We start from the raw sequence: 23,661 nt of genomic DNA on the forward strand, positions 1-23,661 counted from the left end.
CGAGGAAACGCCGCAGGCCTTTCCCCCAGATCCAGCACAGAAACCTGCTGGACGGTACCGCCCATGCTGATAGGCTCTGCCCAATTTCAAGACCTTCCCAGGAGACCCCTATGTCGCTTGACGCTGTACTGAGCCGGATCGATACCGATCTGACCACCTCCATCGACCGCCTGATGGAGTTTCTGCGCATTCCCTCCATCTCGACTGACCCGGCCTTCAAGGACCAAGTCGACCAGGCTGCCGATTGGCTGGTGGCGGATCTGAAAAGTATCGGTATTGCAGCCGAAAAGCGCGAAACTCCGGGACATCCCATGGTCGTTGGCCATGTCGGTGAGGACAGCGGTGGGCCGCATGTTCTGTTCTATGGACACTATGATGTTCAACCTGTCGATCCGCTGGAGCTGTGGACACGCGATCCTTTCGATCCGGCTTTGGAAGACACTCCACACGGACAGGTGATACGCGGGCGCGGCGCTTCTGACGACAAAGGCCAACTGATGACCTTCGTCGAGGCCTGCCGCGCCTGGAAAGCAGTGCATGGCACCCTGCCCTGCCGCATCACGTTTTTCTTCGAAGGTGAGGAAGAATCCGGGTCGCCCTCGCTCGTGCCATTTCTCAAAGCAAACAAATCCGAGCTTCAGGCGGATCTCGCGCTGGTCTGTGATACTTCGATGGTGTCGCGGGGGGTGCCTTCGATAGCGTCGCAATTGCGCGGCATGCTCAAGGATGAATTCACAATCATCGGTCCCCGCATCGACCTGCATTCGGGCCACTATGGCGGGCCGGGTCTGAACCCGCTGCGGGAACTGTCGCGCATCGTCGCATCCTTCTATGATGAAGAAACCGGCCGCGTCGCGGTCGAAGGTTTTTACGAAGGCGTACACGAAGTCCCGGCCGAGCAGTTGCGCCAATGGGAGAATTGCGGGTTTGATGAAGCGGAATACCTGAATTCGGTTGGCTATACCGAGCCGCACGGTGAAACAGGCTATTCCACGCTGGAACAACAATGGGCGCGACCCACGCTCGAAGTGAATGGCCTTTGGGGAGGTTACAACGGCGCGGGCTCCAAAACCGTTATCCCGTCCGAGGCACATTGCAAGATCACCTGCCGCCTGGTCGGCGACATGGACCCGGACGCGCTCCGCAAAAGGATCCGCAAACATGTCGAAGAGCGCCTGTCTACGGATGCTAAAGTGGTCTGGGACAGTGATCTCGAAGGCTCGCCTGCTTCCGTGATGAACCTTAGCCGCCCAGAATTCGAAGCGGCCCGCGGAGCACTTTCGGACGAGTGGAATCGCGAGGCCGTTTTCACCGGGATGGGCGGATCAATCCCGGTGGTTGGATATTTCAATACAGTGTTGGGGCTGGATTCGATGCTGGTTGGGTATGCCAATGACGATGATGCCATCCACTCGCCGAACGAGAAATACGACGTCAAAAGCTTCCACAAAGGCATCCGCTCGTGGGCCCGTATATTGGAAGCAATAAATAAATGAGGATCCTTTGCGAGGCTCTGCCTCGCGCTCCGAGGTATTTTCGGCCAGATGAAGTACGGATCCCCTGCTTCATCTGGCTATAAATATCTCGGGGGAGTCGCGGCTTGCCGCGGCGGGGGCAGAGCCCCCTGTCCTTACATGTGGATCACGCGTCCATAGGCATCCAGCACGCTTTCATGCATCATTTCAGACAGCGTCGGATGCGGGAAGACGGTGTTCATCAGGTCTTCTTCAGTGGTTTCCAACTGGCGACCGACCACATAGCCCTGAATAAGCTCTGTGACTTCGGCACCGATCATGTGTGCACCCAGCAGTTCCCCAGTCTTGGCATCGAAGACGGTCTTGATCAGTCCCTCGGGCTCACCCAACGCGATGGCCTTGCCGTTGCCGATGAACGGGAAGCGTCCAACCTTGATGTCATAGCCCAGCTCTTTGGCCTTGGCTTCGCTATACCCAACCGAAGCGACCTGAGGCTGACAGTATGTGCAACCCGCGATGCTTTCAGGCTTGACCGGATGTGCGTGTTTGCCCGCGATCAGCTCAGCTACCATCACGCCTTCGTGGCTGGCCTTGTGTGCCAGCCAGGGCGCCCCTGCGATATCACCTATTGCGTAAAGCCCGTCTACCCCAGTGCGGCAGTATTCATCGGTGACCACGTGCGTGCGGTCGATCTTCACACCCAAGGCTTCAAGCCCGAGGCTTTCCACATTGCCGACGATGCCCACGGCCGAGATCACCGTGTCAAAATCGTGTTTCTCAACCTTGCCTTTCACCTCGATATGCGCAGTCACCTTGCCCTTGGCGCGGTCCAATTTTTTAACCATCGCCTTTTCCATGATGGTCATGCCCTGCTTGGTGAAAGCTTTCTTGGCAAATGCACTGATCTCGGCATCTTCTACAGGCAGCACTCGATCCATCACCTCGACCACGGTCGTGTCCGCGCCCAAAGTGTTATAGAAGCTGGCGAATTCGATCCCGATCGCACCCGAGCCGATGACCAGCAGTTTCTTGGGCATCCGCGGCGGTTGCAGCGCGTGTTTGTACGTCCAGACCAGATCGCCATCCGCTTCAAGGCCCGGCAGTTCGCGCGCCCGGGCACCGGTGGCCAGAACGATATTCTTCGCGGTTAGGTCTTCCGTGCCTTTGTCTGTTTTGACGCTGACCTTGCCCTTGGCGGGGATCGATGCCTCACCCATGACAACGGCGACTTTGTTCTTTTTCAGCAGATGACCTATACCGCCGGACAACTGCGCGGCAACACCGCGCGAGCGCTTCACAACCGCATCCAGATCGTAGCCGACCTTGTCTGCTTTCAAGCCAAAATCCTTGGCACGCTCCATCAGGTGAAACACTTCCGATGACCGCAGTAGTGCCTTTGTCGGGATACAACCCCAGTTCAGGCAGATACCACCCAGATGCTCGCGCTCGACAACAGCGGTCTTCAGGCCCAGTTGCGCCGCGCGAATAGCGGCTACATAGCCACCGGGGCCAGCCCCGATTACGATCAGATCATAAGATTGTGCAGCCATGTTTCCCTCTCGGCACAGGTCAGTTCAAAAACTAGTTTACCGTTAAACTATTTTTTACAACGCATCAACATCAGAGCCCGCGACATATGTGACGCGGGGTCAAATCAGGTATTTGGAGCTGAATTCAGCCTATACCCACGTTACCGCAAAGGCTAGAACTGACGAATATGCACTACCAGTTTTTGACCTTCCCGATTTTCGAAAGGCGTATCATGGCTAAAACGCTCAAAGATTTACTGCTCGCTCTTTTGAACGCGACATTGATATTGTTGGCTTTATGCCTGTTTTTGGGGTGGAAACTTGCGCAGTCTGTCGATCAGATCCGGGTCGGGTTTGCTGAGAACCTGCAGGTCGTGGCGCCGCTACGAGATCAGGCGCAGGGAATTCGTGGGGAACTGGCCGCGTTGCGCAGCGATCTTGCAACCCTTAGCAGTCAGGGCACGCAACTCGATGCGGTCACGCGCCAACAGCTGAATGCGGCATTGCGACGTTTGGGTGATCTGGAAGGGAAGCTGGAAAATACCCAGGCCCGATTGGCGGGCCTGGTCGAAAAACCAGAAGACTTGATCGACTATGCCATCACGACATCCGCCGACACTGTCACCGACCGCCTTCTGATCCTAAAAGGCTGTGAGCCCGCGACCTAGGTCGCGGCCTGCAACTCGCGCACAGTCGAACCATATCCGCCATTACTGACATATGCGGCTTCGTGTTCAGTAGTCGCGCGTTCCAGCGCATCGTTTCGATACGGGAAACGACCGAACTTGCGGATCACCTCACGATGAGCGCGCGCATGAAGCAGATTGCTCTCGCCGCCTTCCGGCATCCGTTCGATCATAAGGCGCACACAGCGCTCCTGATCGCACAGATTTTCCGAATGCATCATCGGCAAATAAAAGAACTGCCGCGCCGGTTCGTCGATCTTAAGATCCCAGCCTTTGTCGACCGCGCATTTCGCTGCAGCCAGTGCCGCCCGATCCGATGCAAAGGCCTGTTTGCTTCCCCGGAACATGTTGCGAGGCAACTGATCCATAAGAATAATATAGGCCAGCGAACCGCTGGGATAGGTCAGCCAAAGCGAGAATTTACCCTCACACGCGGCTTCCCATGTTGAAAGAAATTTATCCCGGATCCGCGCATCCAGCGCTTCATCCTGCAGGTACCACCCCTCGGGGCCAACCTCATCTAACCAAAAACTCAATACTTCTTCAGGACCTACCATTGCCCTAGACTCCGTAATTGCCCTCCCCAGGACGTAACGTCATTAAAATCACTTTTACAGATTTGTGACAGTAACATATTGCAACACAAAAGTCACATTTCCGGCGCTCAGGCGGGTTCTTGTGTATCCTGCTCGTCCTGGGCCGCTTCAATGGCGACCTCTTGCGCAACTTCCAGGGCAACGGGCGAAGATGTCGGGTAGATCGGGGCAATCGATCCGGTTTCATCCACGGGTTTGTAAACGCGCTGGGTCATACGATAGGCCGCATAGGCGGCCATGATGAACATCAGCGCCGCGATGAACAGGAAAAAGCCTTGTGGGCCGAGCACGCCAGCCCCCATTAGCCAACCGGTGATAATTGGACCTGCGATAGCGCCCAAGCCGTTAATAAAAACCAGACCGCCCGAAGCCGCCGACATATCGTCATACTCCAAGTAGTCATTGGTATACGCGATCAACAGAGAATAGAGCGGGCTTGTCATGCCGCCGATGATAAAGGCAGCTACGAGAAGCATGGTGAAAGTGACGCCCAGTATCATGCCTATCACGGCGCCTACCCCACCAACAGCGGCCACCAGCATGATCAGCAGACGGCGGTCCATTCTGTCGGACATCCAGCCCAACGGATATTGCAGGACTACGGCGCCGATATAAAACACCGCTACGAAGGTCGAAATCTCGACCAGACTCAATCCAACCTGAGCGCCATAAACGGCGCTCATCCCGAATTGCGCTGAAAATATCCCGCCAAGCAAGAACATGCCGACGCAGCCCAGCGGCGATGTTTCCATCAGCTGGCGCAATGTCATCGGTTTGGTGGTATCGAACGCCGGGGTCGGAGAAATGGACAGCAGAATAGGCGCAAATGAGATCGAAACCAGTATAGAAGCGATGACAAAGGTCTCATATCCTGCCGGGTCGCCGACCAGCAATAAGGCTTGGGCGCTCACCACACCTGTCATTTGCACCATCATATAAAGCGACAGCGCCTGCCCTCGGTTCTCGTTGTTTGCGGCATTGTTCAGCCAGCTTTCCGCGGTCACATACACGCCCGAAAAACAGAACCCGATAATCACGCGGCCAATCGACCATGCAATTGGATCGGTCAGCATCGGATACATTATCATGACAGCCGAGATGAACGAGGCCAGCGCCGCAAACACGCGCACGTGCCCCACGCGGCGGATCATTTCAGGCGCCAGACGCGAGCCGCCAAGGAACCCAAGGAAATAGGCCGACATCACAAAGGACATCTCTAAGGTCGAGAATCCCTCGATTTCTCCACGCACCCCTAGCAACGTGCCCTGCAGGCCATTGCCGACCATCAGCAACCCCATTCCCAGAAGAAGCGCCCAAGCGCTGGAAAGAACCTGAAGCATTCTGCCTATCCAAAATTGCTGGTGTGTTTTGTCCGCTTTGCCGTCAATGACGAAGCACGTCGCGCTTGTCTACGACATTGTAAGGGCGCAGATGGCCAAGATACGACTATGGTATCAGCAGAGACGCGTCGCCGTATGAGAAAAAGCGATATTCTTCTGCGATAGCGTGGTCATAGACCGACTTGACCCGATCCTGCCCAATCAACGCCGAAACCAGCATCAGCAATGTGGATTTCGGCAGGTGGAAGTTGGTCATCAGCGCATCAGTGACGTGAAATTCAAAACCTGGGTATATGAAGATATCGGTCTCGCCTTCCCACGGCGCGATCCGGCCGCAGCGTGCCGCGCTTTCGATCAGTCGAAGGGCGGTTGTGCCCACCGGGATAACGCGCCCGCCCGCTTCTTTGGTCGCCGCAATCTCGGCAGCGGCCTGCGCGCTGACCCGTCCCCATTCGGCGTGCATCTTGTGGGAGGTCACGTCTTCCACTTTGACCGGCAGAAATGTGCCTGCCCCCACATGCAGCGTGACATGCGTGAACTCGACACCGCGCTCCGATAGCGCCTGCAAAAGCGCATCATCAAAATGCAAGGACGCGGTTGGGGCCGCTACGGCTCCGGAGTTTCGCGCCCACACAGTTTGGTAGTCGGTCTTGTCCTGTTCATCCGCTGCACGTTTCGCTGCGATGTAGGGAGGCAACGGCATCGCGCCCGCCTGCTCTAGCGCTTGATCGAAATCCTCTCCGGTCAGGTTAAAGCGCAGATAGGCTTGGCCATCGGCAACTCGGTCCAGGGTTGCGCTCAGATCGTCTGAGAATACGATCTCTTCGCCCGGTTTGATCTTCTTAAGCGGCTTGATCAGCGCGGCCCAACAACCATCAGATTGCGGGTCCAGCAATGTCGCCTCAATCGCGGCAGATACCGGCCCTTGCGCGCTGTCACGGTGGCGGCGACCGCTGAGGCGAGCGGGAATGACGCGGGTGTCGTTCAGCACCAGACGGTCCCCGGGCTGCAATATGTCCGGCAGATCGAACACGTGCCGGTCCTGAACAGCATCACCCTGCGCAAGCAGCAGTCGCGCGGACGAGCGCGGGCTGGCGGGACGCGTGGCAATCAGGTGTTCGGGCAGGTGGAAGTCAAAGTCGCTGAGTTTCATGGCCGCGCCATACATCGGCCCGACAGATTCGGCCACAGCTCAGATCAGCGATCCTCACCACGTGTCTGGAAGGCGGGATTGGGTTCGCCAGATCGATCCGGTGTGGCATTCGGGCCATCCGAGACCGTTGGCGCGGGCTCGCGCAACAGGTTGCGCAGAAACAGAGGTGCGAGGCCAGACAGAGGATTGACCGAAACTTGCGGGTCGGACAGCGGTCCGGACAAAGTGTAGTTGAAGGCAAAGATACCTTCCCCCTTTTTGGTCAGAACGCTGCCAATAGCATTGACCAGATAGATCGGTGAAATCGCGCCGCGCAGGTTCAGCATCCCGGCTACAGTGTCGACCGTACCGTCAAAGGACAGCCCCATTGATGGACCTACGGCACTACCGCTCAGCACTTTCACCTCGGTCGGAGTGATACGCATTTTGCTGTCGATGGCTGCGAAGAAAATGCCTTGCCCCGCCATTTCATCCAGCAACCCCACCAGACTGATCGCGTTCAATATCGCTGCCATGGCCGGGGCGTCCGTGATCCGCGTATTTTTGATTTTCAGGTCGACGTCATAGTTTCCAGGCTCCGCGATCGGATCCAGCTGCAATTGCATTGTTCCACCGCGTGCCTGCGTCAGAACCCCCGCTGATCGCAGAACTGCCCCCGCATCGTCCGAGGTTAGACCAACCGCAGATCGGGACGCGCGCGGGGTGACCTGTCCGCGGATCGCTGCACCGCCATTGACTTGCGACGCAAAGTTGCCGGTCAGTCCGCCAGTGGTTTGAAACGAGCCAGTCAACCCGGTCAACGCAACGGATTCAGTGACTTGTAGTCGGTCCAGCTTCACATCCAGCTTTGGCCCGGGCCCGGCAGCACCACTGCTGCTGCCTCCCTCGCCGATAGTGGATTTTCCCAGATCAAGCACGCCGCCCAACACACGGATATCTGGCAGCGCAGCACCACGCCCAATCAATTCCGCCGGAACTGCAAGCCAGTCGCCCAGTTCGAACGTGCTGAACCGTACCCTTTCGAACCCGCCATCCCGGAACGAGATCGCTGCAGTTGTCCGCAAACCAGCAGCGTTGATCTGAAGGGAATCGACACTTAGCTGAGCGCCCAGCGTGGCCTCGGCAGTCAGAGAGCCGCCAGTGCTGGCTGATTTGCGCCATCCAAGCTCAGGGATCGCCAGCGCGACACCAACCAGATCGGATTGTGCGGACAAGCGCGGGGGCTCACCCGCACCAAGACTCAGGCTGAAATCGGCGATCCCCTCTCCGGTCAACATGCCGCGCGGCAGTCCGGCATTGATTTGTTCCATCAGACGCGGGGAGAGTTCGATTTGACCTGTCAGTTCGCTTTGCTGCGGGGTTTCGCCTCCGATCGGCTGCCGCCAAAGCGCTTCAACCGGTACAACACCAAACAGCCCCTCGCCCTGGATGGCCACTTGCGTCTGGTCGCCGCTCAGGTCCAATCGGTCTGCGCTGACTTCAAATCCGGGTACCAGCTTGCTGCTGTCCAAATTCGACAACTCGCCAACGAAATGGAACCTGGTATCTTCCAGCTTCAGGCCCTTGATCAGCGGCAAGGAAAGCGTTCCACTCAGACTGACCTGACCGTCGGCCAGATCCACCGGCAGATTGGCCTTGGTCAACAGTTGCAGCGGCGGGCGGTCCAGCAATGACATGGCTGCGGTTACACTGCCGCTGGCCTTAATCCGCGCAATGGCCGGGGTGGTTTTTTTGATGCCGGTATCGGGGATGATGAACGAGGTGCCCGAGGCATCAACGGTACCTCCTTCATCCGCGATCACAATCCCCTTTTGCGCCGAGACGGTAAAGCGCCGGTTGAGCAGGCTGGCCTGTCCCTGCGCGTCTTGGATGGTTGGCAACGTCTTGGCGAACCGAATCTCGGTCTCGTCGAATTCGAAATCCGCATAGATGTCCGGCTTTTCGCCGGGCCGTAGACGCAGGGCGAAATCCAGATCGGACATTTCTCCGTGATAGAGGTTATCGGTGACCCAAAGGCGCGGTTTCGGCGCAAGTCGTTCGGGCCAGTAGTTCAACAGCTGATCAGAGCTCATCCGATCAATCTGTGCATCAATGGCTGCGACCCAGCCGTCGGTCAAACCAGCCAGAGACCCGCTGAGCCGTGCGCGATGTGCACCGTCTTCAACCGTCATTTGCCCCAGCTGTATACGGAACGGCGCAAGTTTCATCTGGAAATCAACATCGGCCCGCGTCAGATTCAGTGCTTCGGGGAACAGATTGGCCGGGTTGATCTCAATCCCGCTGAGGCGGAACTGCCCCGACATACTGTCCAACCCGCCAGCTTTGACCCCATGTAGAAAGGCCTTGCCATCTGCCTGCACCGTACCCCAGGCAGACTGGATCGAGACTTCGTTGAAATCCAGCGCCTGTTGTTTCGGGTCGTAGGTAAAATACGTCCGCGCCGCGTCGAATTTGATCGGTGTTGTTTCAGGCGTGGGCTGCACGGCGCCTGCACCCAGATTCAACGTGGCAAAGACCGGCCCCAGCGCGCCCTCAGTATCAATGCCACCCCTCAAAGCACCTGAGATCGGTGTGCGAAGTACCTGCATCCATGCCAGCGCCGGGCTGTGGCCTGCGATATCCTCGGCGGGAAGATCGGTGATCGAGATGCCGAACTGCGCAACGGGACTGCCCAGCAAACTGGTATAGTTGGCCTCGATCGTGCTGACATAATCGCGACCGGCCAGCACCGAGAAATTGGTGGCCAGACGAATCTCACCCGCGCTGCGGTTGGCCTGAATACGCCCGCCGTCCAGCACCCAGGACCGGCCCAACCGCAGGTCCTGATAGTCCAGCGTAATTGCATCCAGTTCGACCGAGGTCAGGGCTGACAAAATAGGTGCCTGGAACACCTCGTCCGATGATTCAATCAGCTGCGCCAGGTTCCGGGCCTGACCGACCGGCGCACTTCCGGCACCGACGGTCAGCGACAGCGCTCCATCGACACCCCGTGTCAGTGCAATCTGCGCGCCTTGCAATATGATCCGCTTCGGGCGCACATGCCCGCGCAACAGCGGGCGCATCGACAGGCTGGCCCGCAGGTCGGACACTTCGGCAATCTGCCGTCCGTCCGCATCGCTGATACGAACATCGGTCAGTCGCAATCGCGGACGCCAGCCTTCATGAATGATGAAACTGACATCGCCGAACCGAACTTTGACGCCACCCAATGTCTGATCAAGGCGCGCCTCGACCCGGTCGCGCAACCAATCCGGCGCGTGCATGCGCTGGCCGACAACCATAAAGCCGGTGACCAGTGCCAGAAATCCAAGGATGAAGACACCGCGCAATGTCCACAGCCCTGCGGTCCGACGCCGCGACCGACGGCGGGGTTTCTTATCCGCCTTCGTGTCATCCTGCTGTTCTTGCTGGACCAATTTGCGTCTCACGCCTTTCAACCTGTCAACGGAGCCCTATGATATGCGGCAACCGTTAATTTCTCAGCCGGAGTTTGAATATGCCCGAAGTCTCAGACATCGCACCCGACTTTACACTGCCTCGCGACGGCGGCGGCGAGGTGACCCTGTCGGAACAGCGTGGCCGCGCGGTCGTTCTGTTTTTCTATCCCCGCGATGATACGCCGGGCTGCACCAAGGAATCCATCGGTTTCTCGGAACAACTACAAGCCTTTGCGGATGCGGGTGCTAACGTTTTCGGCATCTCGCGCGATACCGTGGCAAAGCATGACAAATTTGTCGCCAAGCACGGCCTTACGACGCCGCTTTTGTCCGATGAGGGTCAGAGCGTGTGCGAAGATTATGGCGTCTGGGTCGAAAAGAACATGTACGGACGCAAATCCATGGGGATCGAACGCTCGACCTTTCTGATTGATGCGGATGGAAAAATCGCCCGCGTCTGGCGCAAGGTGAAAGTGCCGGGTCATGTGGACGAAGTGTTGGAGGCCGCACGCGCGCTCTAGCCCTCTCGACCCGCGCGGGCATCAAGGGTATGACCCGCGCGGAGTGAAGCGTAAGGGGGCAAGCGTGTCAAAAACACTGACCGAAATGGCGACCGAGGTTTTGACCACATCAGTCGGTCGCGAGAAAACCGCCCTGTCCAAACGATACGCCGCTGCCTGGTTCGCAGCCCGGCAAGGCGACGCGCCCAAGATCGAAGTGGGCACCGCAAAGCCACCGCTATACCCTGCGCGACCTGAAAAGCCCGAACTGTTGTCGCCTCGTGATGTACCGCGCCGAAGGGCGGGGTCCGAGGCCGGCCGCATCGCACTGTTGCACGCTGTCGCTCATATAGAGTTGAACGCCGTGGATCTGCATTGGGATATCATTGCCCGGTTTGGCCATGTGCCCATGCCCATCGGCTTCTATGACGATTGGGTGAAATGCGCCGAAGAAGAATCGCGCCATTTTGAGATGGTCTGCGACTGCCTCGAACAGATGGGGAGCCACTATGGCGCCCTGCCCGCCCATGCAGGCATGTGGCGCGCCGCCGAGGACACCGCACAGGATCTTATGGGTCGTCTTGCCGTCGTCCCAATGGTGCTTGAGGCACGTGGGCTGGACGTGACCCCCGGAATGGTCGACATTTTCCGCAAGGCCAAGGCTGACGACGCAGTCGCTGCACTGGAAGTGATTTATGCCGAGGAAGTTGGTCACGTCGCCTATGGCTCGAAATGGTTCCACTTCTTGTGCGGGCGCGAGAATGCCGACCCCAAGGATGTATTCCACGCCCTCGTCCGCCGCTATTTCCACGGCGCGCTGAAACCACCATTTAACGAAGAGAAACGGGCCGAGGCCGGACTGCCGCCAGATTTCTATTGGCCCCTGACCGAAGACCTGCCACCACCCGGAGTTGTGTCGGACTGACCGCAAATGCTCGCTATCGGCAAGTTCTCGCCGATCACGTGCGGTAATTCTCCGTTCATAGCTCTTGATTGGTTAACAAACTTGCCCGAATGCCTCGACCGCTTTATGCAATCGCGTCAAGGAGCGGCTACTCACTCACGACCGGCTCCGAGATATGGGGACAATTGAGGTAGGACGCGTGCGGACACGTCTGGCAATTAAACTACACTCACTGCTCGAGCGGCACTTTCCAGAGCGCCGTGTTTTTCTGAAATCTGACAACGACACACGGTTCATCCGACTGAGTTCTGAAACTCAGATCGCTGCAGTCGCCGGTGTGTCGGTGATGGTCGCCTGGACCGCGATTGCCACGTCAGTTCTGTTGATGGACAGCATCGGATCGGGCAATTTCCGGGAACAGGCCAAGCGCGATCAGGCTACGTATCAAGAACGTCTGAACATCCTGTCGGAAGAGCGCGATGCGCGTGCGGCCGAAGCGCTGGCTGCACATGACAGGTTTAACGCAGCTCTGGAACAGATTTCGGTCATGCAGTCCGAATTGCTGGAATCCGAGAACCGCCGGCGCGAGTTGGAAACCGGCATCGAGGTGATCCAAACCACGCTGCGTGCCACTATGAAGCAACGCGAAGACGCGCGGACCAAACTGGCCGAACTGCAACCCAGCAATGATGCGGACGCGGCTTATGCGATGGCATCGGCAAACCCGGAACAGATGGCATTTATGACCGATGCCCTGGCCCGGACCGCGGCGCAGCGCGACCAGATCGCTGCCGATGCGCAAGGCGCGTTGGACCAGCGTGACGAGCTCGAGCTTGAGATCCGCCTGATGCAGGAGCGCAGCGACGAGATTTTCCGCCAGTTGGAAGAGGCGATGCTGATCTCGGTCGAACCTCTCGACAAGATGTTCCGCAGCGCGGGCATGCCAACAGATCGTATCCTCGACGAAGTTCGGCGCGGATATAGCGGTATGGGCGGTCCGCTGACCCCTTTATCCTTCAGCACCCGCGGTGAGGAACTGAGCCCCGACCAGATCCGCGCCAATATCCTGCTGGAACAGATGGACCAGCTGAACCTCTATCGCATCGCTGCGGAAAAGGCCCCCTTCGCCAGCCCGGTGCGCGCCGCTGTCCGTTATACCAGTGGCTACGGAACCCGCCGCGACCCAAAAACCGGCGGCCGGCGCATGCATAACGGGTCGGATTTCGCCGGTCCTCGCGGGACCGATATCTTTGCGACCGCCGATGGCGTTGTCACCCATGCGGGCTGGCAATCCGGTTTCGGAAAGCTGGTGAAAATCAAACACGCCTTCGGGATTGAGACACTTTACGCTCATAACAGCAATCTTCGCGTTAAGGTTGGCCAAAGGGTCTCGCGCGGGGACCATATTGCTGATATGGGTACCACCGGACGATCGACCGGCACGCATCTGCACTATGAGGTGCGCGTGAACGGAAAACCCATGAACCCAATGACTTACATCAAGGCTGCGAGAAATGTTTTCTAAGAGCAAAATCAACGAACCCGGGTCGAAAGAGACTGAGGCAGCAAAACCGGCCGCTCCGGCCACTCCGGCAACACCCGCACCGGCTGAAACAAAGGCCAGCACCCCTCCCAAGCCCAAGCCACCGGCATCGGTGCTATCCTCGGATCTGCACATCACAGGTAACATCAAGACCTCGGGCGATATCCAGGTCGAGGGCACCGTTGAAGGCGACATCCGCGCCCATCTGCTGACCATCGGCGAGACTGCCACCATCAAGGGCGAAGTCACTGCAGATGACGTAGTGGTCAACGGCCGTATCGTGGGCCGCGTCCGCGGCCTGAAGGTCCGCCTGACCTCAACCGCCCGCGTCGAAGGCGACATCATTCACAAGACCATCGCCATTGAAAGCGGCGCGCATTTCGAAGGTTCGGTGCAGCGTCAGGACGACCCGCTGAACCCGGGCCGCAGCGGCAAATCGGGTGCCAACCCGGCGGCGGAAGTGAAGCAGTAAACACTTATCGGCAAGACCAATCAGAAACGCCGCAGGATACCCTGCGGCGTTTTTTTTGTTTTGGGGTGTTCGTCTAAATCTAACAATGACCTCAATGCGGGACGTAGCGGCCTTACACCGCGCAAGTGCCGCAATGCGCTTGGTTGATCAGGAGGGCTTGGTCTGCGCTGCCCCCGCTACTCGTACTGAACGATCACCGAAAGAAAATCATCATCGCTTGTTACTACTGTGTGGTGGCCTTTGCCGTGTTTGTCTTCCATATGCCAGACGTCACCCGGACCAATATCTCTGAATTCACCGTCGCTCGCGGTCACGCGCACTGAGCCAGAAAGACAAATGAGCTTTTGAGCGACAGGTGTGGGATGAATTGGCTCATCCCAACCCTTCTTGAGTCTCAAGAACATGGTTTGCTTGACAGCTTCTGGCTTTGAAATCTCGATTGCTTTCGCAGGTGGTGCAAAGCTTTGCTCTTCAAGTTCGACTTCGATGTCTTTCCAATGGCTTTCGCCTTGAGCATCCGAATACAGTTTTTTGAACTTCACTTTGATACCCCCGCCACATCGCAAGCCCACAACCGATACCGGACATTGGGGCGCACAGGAGAAAAACGCAAGTTGGGCCGAGTGTGTCGTTCTCAATCGCCAGCACACCGGAATAAGCATATTCCCTAACAGCCCCCCTATCTGACGTGTCTTGAAGGAAAATTCCCCGCATTCTCACAGTTTCACAAAAAGCGTTTTTTGAATTAACCTTAAAGTCATTGATTTCTGGAGGGCTTTTCATGTCATCAAAACTCATGGCCGAATTCTTCGGTACATTCTGGCTGGTACTGGGTGGCTGTGGCAGCGCGGTACTGGCTGCAGGTGTGGCCGATGTGGGTATCGGCTGGCTGGGCGTTTCGTTCGCTTTCGGCCTAACGGTGCTGACTATGGCCTACGCGGTCGGTCATATCTCGGGCGGGCATTTCAACCCGGCGGTCAGTCTTGGGCTGATGATCGGAGGGCGGTTCGATGCCAAAGATCTGATCCCCTACTGGATCGCGCAGGTGATCGGAGCGATCGCCGCAGCAGCCGTGCTCTATCTGATCGTCAGCGGAGCACCGGGCTTTGAAGGCGTCGGGGGCTTTGCCTCAAACGGGTATGGCGAGGCATCACCCGAAGGCTATTCGATGATGTCGGCCTTAGTGATCGAAATCGTCATGACGGCGTTTTTCATCGTGATCATTCTCGGTGCGACCTCCAGCGGCGCGCCTGCCGGTTTCGCCCCGATTGCGATTGGATTGGGGCTGACGCTGATCCACCTGATCTCGATCCCGGTGACCAACACCTCGGTGAACCCTGCCCGGTCAACCGGCGTGGCGTTGTTTGCCGATGGTCCGGCACTGGCGCAGCTCTGGCTGTTCTGGGTGGCACCTTTGATCGGCGGTGCGATTGGCGCACTGATCTGGCGGGCGATGTCGGACGACGATTGACCCGGCCGCATCAAGACCCCCCGGCCCGCAGAAGCGCGCCGGGGTTTTCTTTTATTCGGTCACCGTGACCTTTTTCATCGCATCCGGTTGTCCGATCACTGCGCCATTAGGGCCATCGCCCCGCTTGATCGCATCGACCACGTCCATCCCTTCTGTCACCTGACCAACAACGGTGTACTGACCATTCAGGAACGGGCCGGGCTCGAACATAATGAAGAATTGCGAGTTCGCGCTGTCTGGGTCCTGCGCCCGCGCCATACCCACGACGCCCCGGTCATAATTGAAATCCGAGAATTCAGCAGGCAGATCAGGGCGATCCGATCCACCCGTACCCGCACGACGCATGTCGCCACCGACACGGCCAAACTCAACATCGCCGGTCTGCGCCATAAAGCCGTCGATCACACGGTGGAACACAACCCCATCGTACTGACCAGCAGCGGCCAGAGCGGTGATCTGCTCTACATGCTTGGGCGCAATATCCTCGAATAGATCAACGGTGACGGTGCCATTGGCGCCCTCGCCCTCGATCTCAATCTCAAGCCCGGTTGCCAGCGCAGGGCTGGCCAGCAAGGCAAAAACTGCAGCCAGCTTATGCATCGGCAGCCACCTTAACGCTGATCATGCGGTCGGGGCTTGCTGGCGGCTCACCACGCACAATCGCGTCCACATGCTCCATCCCGTCGATGACGCGGCCATAAACGGTGTACTGGCCGTTCAGGAAATGGTTGTCCTTGAAGTTGATGAAGAACTGCGAGTTGGCCGAATCCGGGTTGGCCGAGCGTGCCGCACCCAAAGTTCCGCGATCATGAGGCAGTTTCGAGAACTCGGCAGGTACGTTCGGCAGCGACGATCCACCGGTGCCCGCCATACGAATGTTGAACCCGTCTTCCATGTCGCCATGCTGCACGTCGCCGGTTTGCGCCATGAACCCGTCGATCACGCGGTGAAATGCGACGTTGTCATATTCGCCACCACGCGCCAGCTCTTTCATGCGGGCCGAGTGCTGAGGGGCCACATCAGGCAGCAATTCGATGACGACATTGCCGTCTTTCAGCTCAATGATGATCGTGTTTTCGGGGTCTTTGATCTCGGCCATCTGGCCCTCCTGTCTTTGAAACTTGCGCAAATACCTATGACGCGGGCGCGCGAATGCCAAGTGACGCATTGACCTGAACGCAAAATGCAGGAAAAGAACCGCTGAAACTGGATGCAATGGGCAAGGATGAGCGCGATGGGCTGGAAATCTCTGGACGATATGGATCTTGGCGGTAAGCGGGTTCTGGTGCGCGTGGATATCAACGTACCGGTCGCGGATGGCGTGGTGACCGACGACACCCGCATTCAACGGATCGTGCCAACCGTGCGCGATATCCTCGCCGCAGGCGGTAAACCCATCCTGCTGGCCCATTTCGGACGCCCCGGTGGTCAGCATGTACCCGAGCTGTCATTGAAGCAGCTTGTGCCAGCACTTGAATCCGCTTTTGGGGCTCCCGTGCGCTTTGCCGATGATTGCGTGGGCTATGAGGCTGAAACCGCCGCCTCCGCCCTGACGGAAGGTGAGGTTCTGCTGCTGGAAAACACCCGCTTCCATGCCGAGGAGACCAAGAACAGCGTCCCACTTGCCCAAGGCATGGCAAAGCTGGGCGACATCTATTGCAACGATGCCTTCTCGGCCGCGCACCGCGCCCACAGCTCGACCGAGGCGCTGGCCCGTCTGCTGCCCGCCTGTGCCGGGCGCTTGATGCAGCAGGAACTGAGCGCGCTTGAAGCCGCCTTGGGCGCACCCAAGCGGCCTGTCACAGCGGTTGTCGGGGGCGCCAAAGTGTCGACCAAGCTGGACCTGCTGGGCAACCTGATCGAGAAGGTTGACTATCTGGTCATCGGTGGCGGGATGGCGAATACATTCCTACTGGCGCAGGGGATCGATGTCGGCAAATCGCTGGCCGAGCACGCCATGACCGATACCGCCGCCGAAATCCTCGGCAAGGCCGAATCCGCAGGCTGTACGATCGTCCTGCCGCGCGACATCGTCGTGGCCGAAGTGTTCGAGGCCAACGCGCCGCAGCAGGTTCTGCCCGCTGATCAGTGCCCTTCGGACGCGATGATCCTGGACGCCGGTCCCGAAAGCGTCGCAGCCGTGTCCGAAGTGCTGGAAAAAAGCCAGACCCTGATTTGGAACGGCCCACTGGGGGCGTTTGAGCTGACCCCGTTCGATGCCGCAACCAATGCGGCGGCGCTGAAGGCGGCTGCACTAACCCGCGATGGCAAGCTGACCTCGGTCGCGGGTGGGGGTGACACGGTCGCCGCGCTGAACGCCTCGGGCGCGGCAACGGATTTCTCATATATCTCTACTGCTGGTGGTGCCTTCCTTGAATGGATGGAAGGCAAGACCTTGCCGGGTGTGGCCGCGCTGGACCCGTAAGCGCTCAAACCTCAGGTCTCAGCTTTTTCTACTCAGGGGATTCACAACCCGAATCACCTGTGACATAGTGCGTCGAGACATCCAAAAAGGGTGCGTTTCTGAGGCAGTATTTCACACGGCGGTTAACACAGTGTCCCGTTCCAATCGGCCCGGTTTAGGGGCTTTCATTTTCTTCACGATCGCCTTCATGCTGGGGGTGTATTTCACCTTTGCCGCCGTTCAAGGGGATTACGGTCTGTTTCGCCGGGTCGAGATTGCCGCCGAGCGCGATGTTTTGTCTCGCGATCTGGCGCAGCTGAACGCCGAAATCGAACAAATGGAAAACCTGACCCGCCGACTGTCAGACACCTATCTGGATCTCGATCTGCTGGATCAACAGGCCCGCTCAGTGCTCGGCATGATCCGCGCGGATGAGATCGTTATCCGCTGACGAAATTTTTGACTAAGAATCTCTGTACCTTAACGCCTGGAAGATAAGCTGTGGCAGGCCGCAACTCGCGTATCCTGCCCTCGCGTAACATTAGTACTCGCCAGAACGTGTGAAATGCTCTATGAGATAGTTTAACGCTAAACTATCTTGCCGAAAGGGGGAGATCGCCACTATGGCTGCGCGAAAAACCACAAAGAAACCAAATGTTTCTGCGGAAGAACTGACCACATATTACCGCGAGATGCTGCTGATCCGCCGATTCGAGGAAAAGGCAGGTCAACTCTACGGCATGGGTCTGATCGGGGGTTTCTGCCACCTCTACATCGGTCAGGAAGCGGTTGTTGTCGGCCTTGAGGCCGCGGCCAAAGAAGGCGACAAGCGCATCACGTCCTATCGCGATCACGGCCACATGCTGGCCTGTGGAATGGACCCGGGCGGCGTAATGGCCGAATTGACCGGTCGCGAAGGCGGGCTGTCCAAAGGCAAAGGCGGCTCGATGCACATGTTCTCGAAAGAGAAGAATTTCTATGGCGGCCATGGCATCGTCGGCGCACAGGTTCCGCTGGGTGCGGGTTTGGCCTTTGCAGACAAGTATAAAGAGAACGGCGGCGTCACCTTCACCTATTTCGGTGACGGCGCGGCCAACCAGGGTCAGGTCTATGAGACCTTCAATATGGCGGCTCTTTGGGAACTGCCGGTGGTATTCGTGATCGAGAACAACCAGTATGCCATGGGCACCGCGCAAGCACGCTCGACCTCTTCGGCCGACATCTACCACCGCGGTCAAGCCTTCGGAATACCGGGTGAAATGGTGAACGGCATGGATGTGCTGGCCGTCAAAGCCGCAGGTGAAAAAGCGGTCGCCCACTGCCGTGCGGGCAAAGGTCCCTACATCCTCGAGGTGAAAACCTACCGCTATCGCGGCCACTCGATGTCTGACCCGGCCAAGTACCGTACACGCGAAGAGGTTCAGAAGGTCCGCGAACAAAGCGATCCGATCGAACATGTACGCGAGCTGCTGCTAACCGGCAAACACGCGACCGAGGATGACCTGAAGGCGATCGACAAAGAGATCAAAGAGGTCGTCAATCAGGCCGCCGAATTCTCGAAAGAAAGCCCTGAGCCGTCGCTGGACGAGCTCTGGACTGATATCTACGCCTGAGAGGACGAATAAGACATGGCAACCGAAATTCTCATGCCCGCCCTTTCGCCCACGATGGAAGAGGGCACATTGGCCAAGTGGCTGGTCAAGGAAGGCGACACCGTATCCTCGGGCGACATCATGGCCGAGATCGAAACCGACAAGGCGACGATGGAGTTCGAAGCCGTCGATGAAGGCATCGTCGGTAAGATTCTGATCAGCGAGGGCACCGAAGGGGTCAAAGTAAACACCCCTATCGCGATCCTGGTCGAAGATGGTGAAGACGCCTCCGCCCTGCCCGTGGCTGCGCCCGCAGCCGCAGCGGAGGCCGAAGCCGCCCCTGCGGCGGTTGAGGCCCCCGCTCCTGCCGCAGCAGCCCCCGCTGCTCCGGTTGTGGACCTGTCGCCCGATTGGCCTGCCGACGCCGAGATGGCGCAGCAAACCGTCCGCGAAGCCTTGCGCGACGCGATGGCCGAAGAAATGCGCGGCGACGAAGATGTCTATCTGATGGGCGAAGAAGTCGCTGAATATCAGGGCGCCTATAAAATCTCTCAAGGCCTGCTCGATGAATTCGGTGCCAAACGTGTCATCGACACCCCGATCACTGAACACGGCTTCACCGGCATCGCCGTCGGCTCGGCCTTTGGCGGGCTGAAACCGATTGTCGAGTTCATGACCTTCAACTTCGCCATGCAGGCGATTGATCAGATCATCAACTCTGCCGCCAAAACGCTTTATATGTCTGGCGGTCAGATGGGCTGTCCGATTGTATTCCGTGGCCCTAACGGTGCCGCTGCCCGCGTGGCCGCGCAACACTCGCAGGACTACGCCGCATGGTACATGCAGGTGCCAGGTCTCAAAGTGGTGATGCCCTATTCCGCAGCCGATGCCAAAGGTTTGCTGAAATCGGCCATCCGCGACCCGAACCCCGTGGTCTTCCTGGAAAACGAAATCCTCTACGGCCGGTCCTTCGACGTGCCGCAAGTGGATGACCTGACCATCCCGCTGGGCAAGGCCCGCATCTGGCGCGAAGGCTCGGATGTGACCATCGTCAGCTTCGGCATCGGCATGCAATATGCGCTGGAAGCCGCCGACAAGCTGGCCGAAGACGGCATCAGCGCCGAGGTGATCGACCTGCGCACTATCCGCCCGATGGACACCGGCGCGATCATCAACTCGGTGATGAAAACCAACCGTCTTGTGACCGTCGAAGAAGGCTGGCCGCAAGGTTCCGTTGGTAGCTACATCAGCTCGGTGGTCATGCAGGAAGCGTTCGATTATCTCGACGCCCCGGTCATCACCCTCACCGGCAAAGATGTTCCGATGCCATATGCGGCGAACCTCGAAAAGCTGGCGCTGATCACCACTGATGAGGTGATCGCTGCGGTGAAACAGGTGACCTACCGGTAATGGAGATCAGGGGCCGCGATCCAGCAACCGAATGCTACCGTGTCGAGATTGACATCGACAACCGCATCGTGCGGGCGCTTGTACCCGAGCGACTGGCGGCGGATATGCGTTTGATCGGCGCGCGCCCCTCACACCAGACCGCCTATGTCTGGATGGCGGAGAACAAAGACAAAATCGAGGCTGCGATTGCGACACTCGCACGCGGCACTGGGCGCCCCAAGGCGCCCTTTGACCAAATTACTCTGATTGAGGAGCGCTGAAATGCCCACCGAAATCCTGATGCCTGCCCTGTCCCCGACGATGGAGGAAGGCACACTTGCAAAATGGCTCGTCAAGGAAGGCGACACCGTCTCCTCGGGCGATCTGCTGGCCGAAATTGAAACCGACAAGGCAACAATGGAGTTCGAGGCCGTTGACGAAGGCACCGTCGGCAAGATCCTTATTCCTGAGGGAACCGAAGGCGTTAAAGTCAACACCGCCATCGCAGTCCTGCTGGAAGATGGGGAAAGCGCTGATGATATCGGTGCAACGCCAACCGCTGCTCCCGCGGCTGCGCCAGCTGCCGCAGCGGGCAACGAGGCTGCGGCACCGGCGGCACCCGAGGCGCCCGCCCCTGCCCCAGCGGCACCGGCCAAAGCGGATGGCGGTCGTATTTTTGCCTCCCCCCTTGCTCGTCGGATTGCCGCGCAAAAGGGTCTAGATCTGGCTCAAATCTCAGGTTCTGGCCCTCATGGCCGTATCGTCAAAGCCGATGTGGAAAGCGCCACAGCCGCACCTGCAGCGGCACCTGCGCCTGCTGCTGCAGCCGCCCCAACCGCCGCCGCTCCCGCAGGTCCATCGGCCGACGCCGTGGCCAAGATGTACGAAGGCCGCGAATACGAAGAGATCAAACTCGATGGCATGCGCAAGACCATCGCCGCGCGTCTGTCTGAGGCCAAACAGACCATCCCGCATTTCTACCTGCGCCGGGATATCAAGCTGGATGCGCTGCTGAAATTCCGCAGCCAGCTGAACAAGCAACTCGAAGGCCGGGGTGTGAAACTCAGCGTCAACGACTTTATCATCAAGGCCGTCGCCAACGCGCTGCAGCAGGTGCCCGAGTGCAATGCCGTCTGGGCGGGTGACCGGGTTCTGCAACTGAAACCTTCGGATGTGGCTGTTGCCGTCGCTATCGAGGGCGGTCTGTTCACTCCGGTCCTGCAAGATGCCGACACCAAATCGCTGTCGGCGCTGTCGACCGAGATGAAAGACCTCGCCGGACGCGCCCGCGAGCGCAAGCTGGCCCCGCACGAGTACCAAGGCGGTACTTTCGCGGTCTCGAACCTCGGCATGTTCGGCATCGACAATTTCGATGCCATCGTGAACCCGCCGCATGCAGGTATCCTCGCAGTTGGTACCGGCCTCAAGAAACCCATCGTGGGCGATGACGGAGAACTGACGGTCGCAACCGTCATGTCCGTCACCATGTCGGTCGATCACCGGGTCATCGACGGCGCGCTTGGCGCTCAGCTTCTTCAAGCCATCGTCGACAATCTGGAAAATCCGATGGTCATGTTGGCCTAAGCCCAGAAGATCATGCACAAAAAAATGCCGCCTCGAACCCCGAGGCGGCATTTTTCGTCTATTCACTCCGAATTACTGGTCTTTCCCCAGCATATGATCCATCGAGATTGACGGCTGATCGCACCCGGCCTCGCCCACGATCTTGGCGGGAATGCCAGCGACCGTCGTGCACGGTGGCACTTCCTGCAGCACCACTGATCCGGCGGCGATACGGCTGCAATGGCCAACCTCAATATTGCCCAGAACCTTAGCACCCGCACCGATCAGAACGCCGTCACCAATGGTTGGATGGCGCTGTTCTTCTTCCTTGCCGGTTCCGCCCAGCGTCACCGAATGCAACATCGAAACATTGTCCCCGACCACAGCGGTTTCACCGATCACGATAGAATGGGCATGGTCGATCATGATGCCTTTACCGATGCGGGCAGCTGGATGGATATCAATGCCGAATATCTCGGAAGATCGCATCTGGAAGAAATACGCCAGATCATGGCGCCCCTTGTTCCAAAGCCAGTGGGCCACGCGATAAGCCTGCATCGCCTGATACCCCTTGAAATAAAGGATCGGTTGCAGCAGGCGGTGGCAGGCCGGATCGCGTTCATAAACGGCCATCAGGTCCGCGCGCGCGGCTTCAATCAACGCTTTGTCGTCAGCATAGGCCTCATCCACGATCTCACGCAGTACCATCATCGACATCTCATTCGAGCATAGCTTGGCCGAGATGCGATAGGACAATGCCCTCTCAAGACTGCGGTGATGTAAGATACAGGCGTGTACCAACCCGCCCATCAGCGGCTCTTTCTCAACGGCTGCATGGGCTTCCGAGGTGATGCGGTCCCAAACCGGGTCCACAGGTGTCACTTGGCTGCGCGTTTCGAACATGGCTTTTCATCCTTTGCTGCGCTTAGAATAGCCATCTAGTCGTAAAATTACCAAACGCAAACCCTTGATATGCACTACAACAAAAAATGAACTCAGCCGATCTGGACCATTTTCGGAAGCTTATTCACCAGCGCCTTCGCGATCTGGCCGCGCAATCCGCCGCCGGTCAGGATGCGCAATCAGTTGTGGAGCTGGATCAACAGGCAGTGGGTCGGCTCAGCCGGATGGATGCGTTGCAAAATCAAGCAATGGCCAAGGCGCAACAGGCCCGGCGCGACACCGAAACGCATCGGCTTCGGGCCGCGCTGAACCGGATGGACGAAGACGAATTCGGCTATTGCGAAGATTGCGGCGAGGAAATAGCGCACGGAAGGCTAGAGCTGGACCTTGCCGCCTCAAAATGTGTCAGCTGCGCATCTGGCTGATTTGGAACCGGATCAGTTTTCGCAGAACCATCTCGAAACATTGGCAATATTGCAGATCGTCGAAATTTGGCTCGTCTGCCAAGGGCCGGCAGCGCGCGGCTGCCATCAACGAGCCATTTCCATAAACAGGATGCAACCGCCCTGTTCTGGCGACATGTCGATCCGCCAGTTCGACCTCAGCAATCAGGAGGGTGCTTATCCTATCGCGGTCGGTTCGCGGCGCGGCCAGCAAAGCCCGCGCCGCCGCGCTGAGATCTCCGTGCAGGACTGGCCGCACGG

The 23,661-nt window shown here is 58.3% G+C and carries 24 protein-coding genes; 14 read left to right on the forward strand and 10 right to left on the reverse strand.

Annotation, left to right across the window (positions count from 1 at the left end; genetic code table 11):
- Positions 1–110: 110 nt before the first annotated feature.
- Positions 111–1,496, forward strand: a complete 1,386-nt coding sequence (locus ACR0EN_RS04215; RefSeq protein WP_170512055.1) for a dipeptidase — start codon at positions 111–113, stop codon at positions 1,494–1,496.
- Positions 1,497–1,630: 134 nt separating this feature from the next.
- Here ACR0EN_RS04215 and lpdA read toward each other — a convergent pair whose 3' ends face one another.
- Positions 1,631–3,025 (reverse strand): dihydrolipoyl dehydrogenase, encoded by a 1,395-nt coding sequence (gene lpdA, locus ACR0EN_RS04220; protein WP_480585350.1) that lies wholly within the window; start codon positions 3,023–3,025, stop codon positions 1,631–1,633.
- A 212-nt stretch (positions 3,026–3,237) separates the two neighbouring features.
- Between lpdA and ACR0EN_RS04225 the strand changes: the two genes are divergently transcribed.
- A complete protein-coding gene (locus ACR0EN_RS04225) occupies positions 3,238–3,672 on the forward strand; it encodes a hypothetical protein (RefSeq protein ID WP_170396542.1) in 435 nt (144 codons plus the stop codon).
- Here ACR0EN_RS04225 and ACR0EN_RS04230 read toward each other — a convergent pair.
- The 4 genes from ACR0EN_RS04230 to ACR0EN_RS04245 all read right to left on the reverse strand — a co-directional run bounded on the left by ACR0EN_RS04230 (position 3,669) and on the right by ACR0EN_RS04245 (position 10,207).
- A complete protein-coding gene (locus ACR0EN_RS04230) occupies positions 3,669–4,247 on the reverse strand; it encodes a DUF924 family protein (RefSeq protein ID WP_170396541.1) in 579 nt (192 codons plus the stop codon). The two genes, ACR0EN_RS04225 and ACR0EN_RS04230, sit on opposite strands and share 4 nt — an antisense overlap.
- A 107-nt stretch (positions 4,248–4,354) precedes the next feature.
- A complete protein-coding gene (locus tag ACR0EN_RS04235; protein WP_170422201.1) occupies positions 4,355–5,626 on the reverse strand; it encodes an MFS transporter in 1,272 nt (423 codons plus the stop codon).
- Positions 5,627–5,732: 106 nt separating this feature from the next.
- Entirely contained in the window at positions 5,733–6,779 is a 1,047-nt protein-coding gene (gene queA / locus ACR0EN_RS04240) for a tRNA preQ1(34) S-adenosylmethionine ribosyltransferase-isomerase QueA (RefSeq protein WP_480585686.1), read from the reverse strand.
- A 44-nt stretch (positions 6,780–6,823) separates the two neighbouring features.
- Positions 6,824–10,207 (reverse strand): YhdP family protein, encoded by a 3,384-nt coding sequence (locus ACR0EN_RS04245; protein WP_480585354.1) that lies wholly within the window; start codon positions 10,205–10,207, stop codon positions 6,824–6,826.
- A 68-nt stretch (positions 10,208–10,275) separates the two neighbouring features.
- Between ACR0EN_RS04245 and ACR0EN_RS04250 the strand changes: the two genes are divergently transcribed.
- The 4 genes from ACR0EN_RS04250 to ACR0EN_RS04265 all read left to right on the forward strand — a co-directional run bounded on the left by ACR0EN_RS04250 (position 10,276) and on the right by ACR0EN_RS04265 (position 13,635).
- A complete protein-coding gene (locus ACR0EN_RS04250) occupies positions 10,276–10,737 on the forward strand; it encodes a peroxiredoxin family protein (RefSeq protein WP_170396533.1) in 462 nt (153 codons plus the stop codon).
- Positions 10,738–10,822: 85 nt separating this feature from the next.
- Positions 10,823–11,641, forward strand: coding sequence for a ferritin-like domain-containing protein (locus tag ACR0EN_RS04255; protein ID WP_480585689.1), 819 nt, complete (start codon positions 10,823–10,825; stop codon positions 11,639–11,641).
- A gap of 178 nt (positions 11,642–11,819) precedes the next feature.
- Positions 11,820–13,145, forward strand: coding sequence for a DUF5930 domain-containing protein (locus ACR0EN_RS04260; RefSeq protein WP_170422207.1), 1,326 nt, complete (start codon positions 11,820–11,822; stop codon positions 13,143–13,145).
- Positions 13,135–13,635, forward strand: a complete 501-nt coding sequence (locus tag ACR0EN_RS04265) for a bactofilin family protein (RefSeq protein WP_170396528.1) — start codon at positions 13,135–13,137, stop codon at positions 13,633–13,635. The genes ACR0EN_RS04260 and ACR0EN_RS04265 overlap by 11 nt, the downstream gene beginning before the upstream one ends.
- A 176-nt stretch (positions 13,636–13,811) precedes the next feature.
- On the opposite strand, the gene ACR0EN_RS04270 is transcribed toward ACR0EN_RS04265, so the two are convergent.
- Complete coding sequence (locus tag ACR0EN_RS04270) at positions 13,812–14,177, reverse strand: cupin domain-containing protein (RefSeq protein WP_170403066.1); 366 nt, start codon at positions 14,175–14,177, stop codon at positions 13,812–13,814.
- 239 nt (positions 14,178–14,416) lie between these two features.
- On the opposite strand from ACR0EN_RS04270, the gene aqpZ reads away from it, so the two are divergent.
- Positions 14,417–15,106, forward strand: a complete 690-nt coding sequence (gene aqpZ / locus ACR0EN_RS04275) for an aquaporin Z (protein WP_170396526.1) — start codon at positions 14,417–14,419, stop codon at positions 15,104–15,106.
- Positions 15,107–15,157: 51 nt separating this feature from the next.
- Here aqpZ and ACR0EN_RS04280 read toward each other — a convergent pair whose 3' ends face one another.
- Both ACR0EN_RS04280 and ACR0EN_RS04285 read right to left on the reverse strand, forming a co-directional pair.
- Complete coding sequence (locus tag ACR0EN_RS04280) at positions 15,158–15,706, reverse strand: peptidylprolyl isomerase (protein WP_170512043.1); 549 nt, start codon at positions 15,704–15,706, stop codon at positions 15,158–15,160.
- Positions 15,699–16,205 carry a peptidylprolyl isomerase gene (locus ACR0EN_RS04285; protein ID WP_170396522.1) on the reverse strand — a complete coding sequence of 169 codons (507 nt, stop codon included), beginning with the start codon at positions 16,203–16,205 and terminating at the stop codon, positions 15,699–15,701. The genes ACR0EN_RS04280 and ACR0EN_RS04285 overlap by 8 nt, the downstream gene beginning before the upstream one ends.
- A gap of 135 nt (positions 16,206–16,340) precedes the next feature.
- Here ACR0EN_RS04285 and ACR0EN_RS04290 point away from each other — a divergent pair, with 135 nt between their 5' ends.
- The 6 genes from ACR0EN_RS04290 to ACR0EN_RS04315 all read left to right on the forward strand — a co-directional run bounded on the left by ACR0EN_RS04290 (position 16,341) and on the right by ACR0EN_RS04315 (position 22,075).
- Complete coding sequence (locus ACR0EN_RS04290) at positions 16,341–17,531, forward strand: phosphoglycerate kinase (protein WP_170817907.1); 1,191 nt, start codon at positions 16,341–16,343, stop codon at positions 17,529–17,531.
- Between the two features lie 130 nt (positions 17,532–17,661).
- Entirely contained in the window at positions 17,662–17,961 is a 300-nt protein-coding gene (locus tag ACR0EN_RS04295) for an FtsB family cell division protein (RefSeq protein WP_170626672.1), read from the forward strand.
- Positions 17,962–18,133: 172 nt separating this feature from the next.
- Entirely contained in the window at positions 18,134–19,123 is a 990-nt protein-coding gene (pdhA, locus tag ACR0EN_RS04300) for a pyruvate dehydrogenase (acetyl-transferring) E1 component subunit alpha (protein WP_170396516.1), read from the forward strand.
- 15 nt (positions 19,124–19,138) lie between these two features.
- Positions 19,139–20,512, forward strand: coding sequence for a pyruvate dehydrogenase complex E1 component subunit beta (locus ACR0EN_RS04305; protein ID WP_170396514.1), 1,374 nt, complete (start codon positions 19,139–19,141; stop codon positions 20,510–20,512).
- Positions 20,512–20,772, forward strand: coding sequence for a hypothetical protein (locus ACR0EN_RS04310; protein ID WP_170403080.1), 261 nt, complete (start codon positions 20,512–20,514; stop codon positions 20,770–20,772). Before ACR0EN_RS04305 ends, ACR0EN_RS04310 begins: the two co-directional genes overlap by 1 nt.
- Position 20,773: 1 nt before the next feature.
- Positions 20,774–22,075 (forward strand): pyruvate dehydrogenase complex dihydrolipoamide acetyltransferase, encoded by a 1,302-nt coding sequence (locus tag ACR0EN_RS04315; RefSeq protein ID WP_170396510.1) that lies wholly within the window; start codon positions 20,774–20,776, stop codon positions 22,073–22,075.
- A 72-nt stretch (positions 22,076–22,147) separates the two neighbouring features.
- Here the strand turns inward: ACR0EN_RS04315 and cysE are convergent, their stop codons facing one another.
- The gene (gene cysE, locus ACR0EN_RS04320) at positions 22,148–22,957 is read right to left on the reverse strand and encodes a serine O-acetyltransferase (RefSeq protein ID WP_170396508.1); all 810 of its coding nucleotides are present in this window, start codon (positions 22,955–22,957) and stop codon (positions 22,148–22,150) included.
- Between the two features lie 86 nt (positions 22,958–23,043).
- Between cysE and ACR0EN_RS04325 the strand changes: the two genes are divergently transcribed.
- Positions 23,044–23,382: a TraR/DksA C4-type zinc finger protein gene (locus ACR0EN_RS04325; protein ID WP_170396506.1), complete on the forward strand. Its 339-nt coding sequence runs from the start codon at positions 23,044–23,046 to the stop codon at positions 23,380–23,382.
- Here the strand turns inward: ACR0EN_RS04325 and ACR0EN_RS04330 are convergent.
- A complete protein-coding gene (locus ACR0EN_RS04330; RefSeq protein WP_480585357.1) occupies positions 23,363–23,659 on the reverse strand; it encodes a DUF7742 family protein in 297 nt (98 codons plus the stop codon). The genes ACR0EN_RS04325 and ACR0EN_RS04330 overlap by 20 nt on opposite strands.
- Positions 23,660–23,661: the final 2 nt, after the last annotated feature.

It is taken from the genome of Ruegeria sp. AB7, assembly GCF_056542625.1.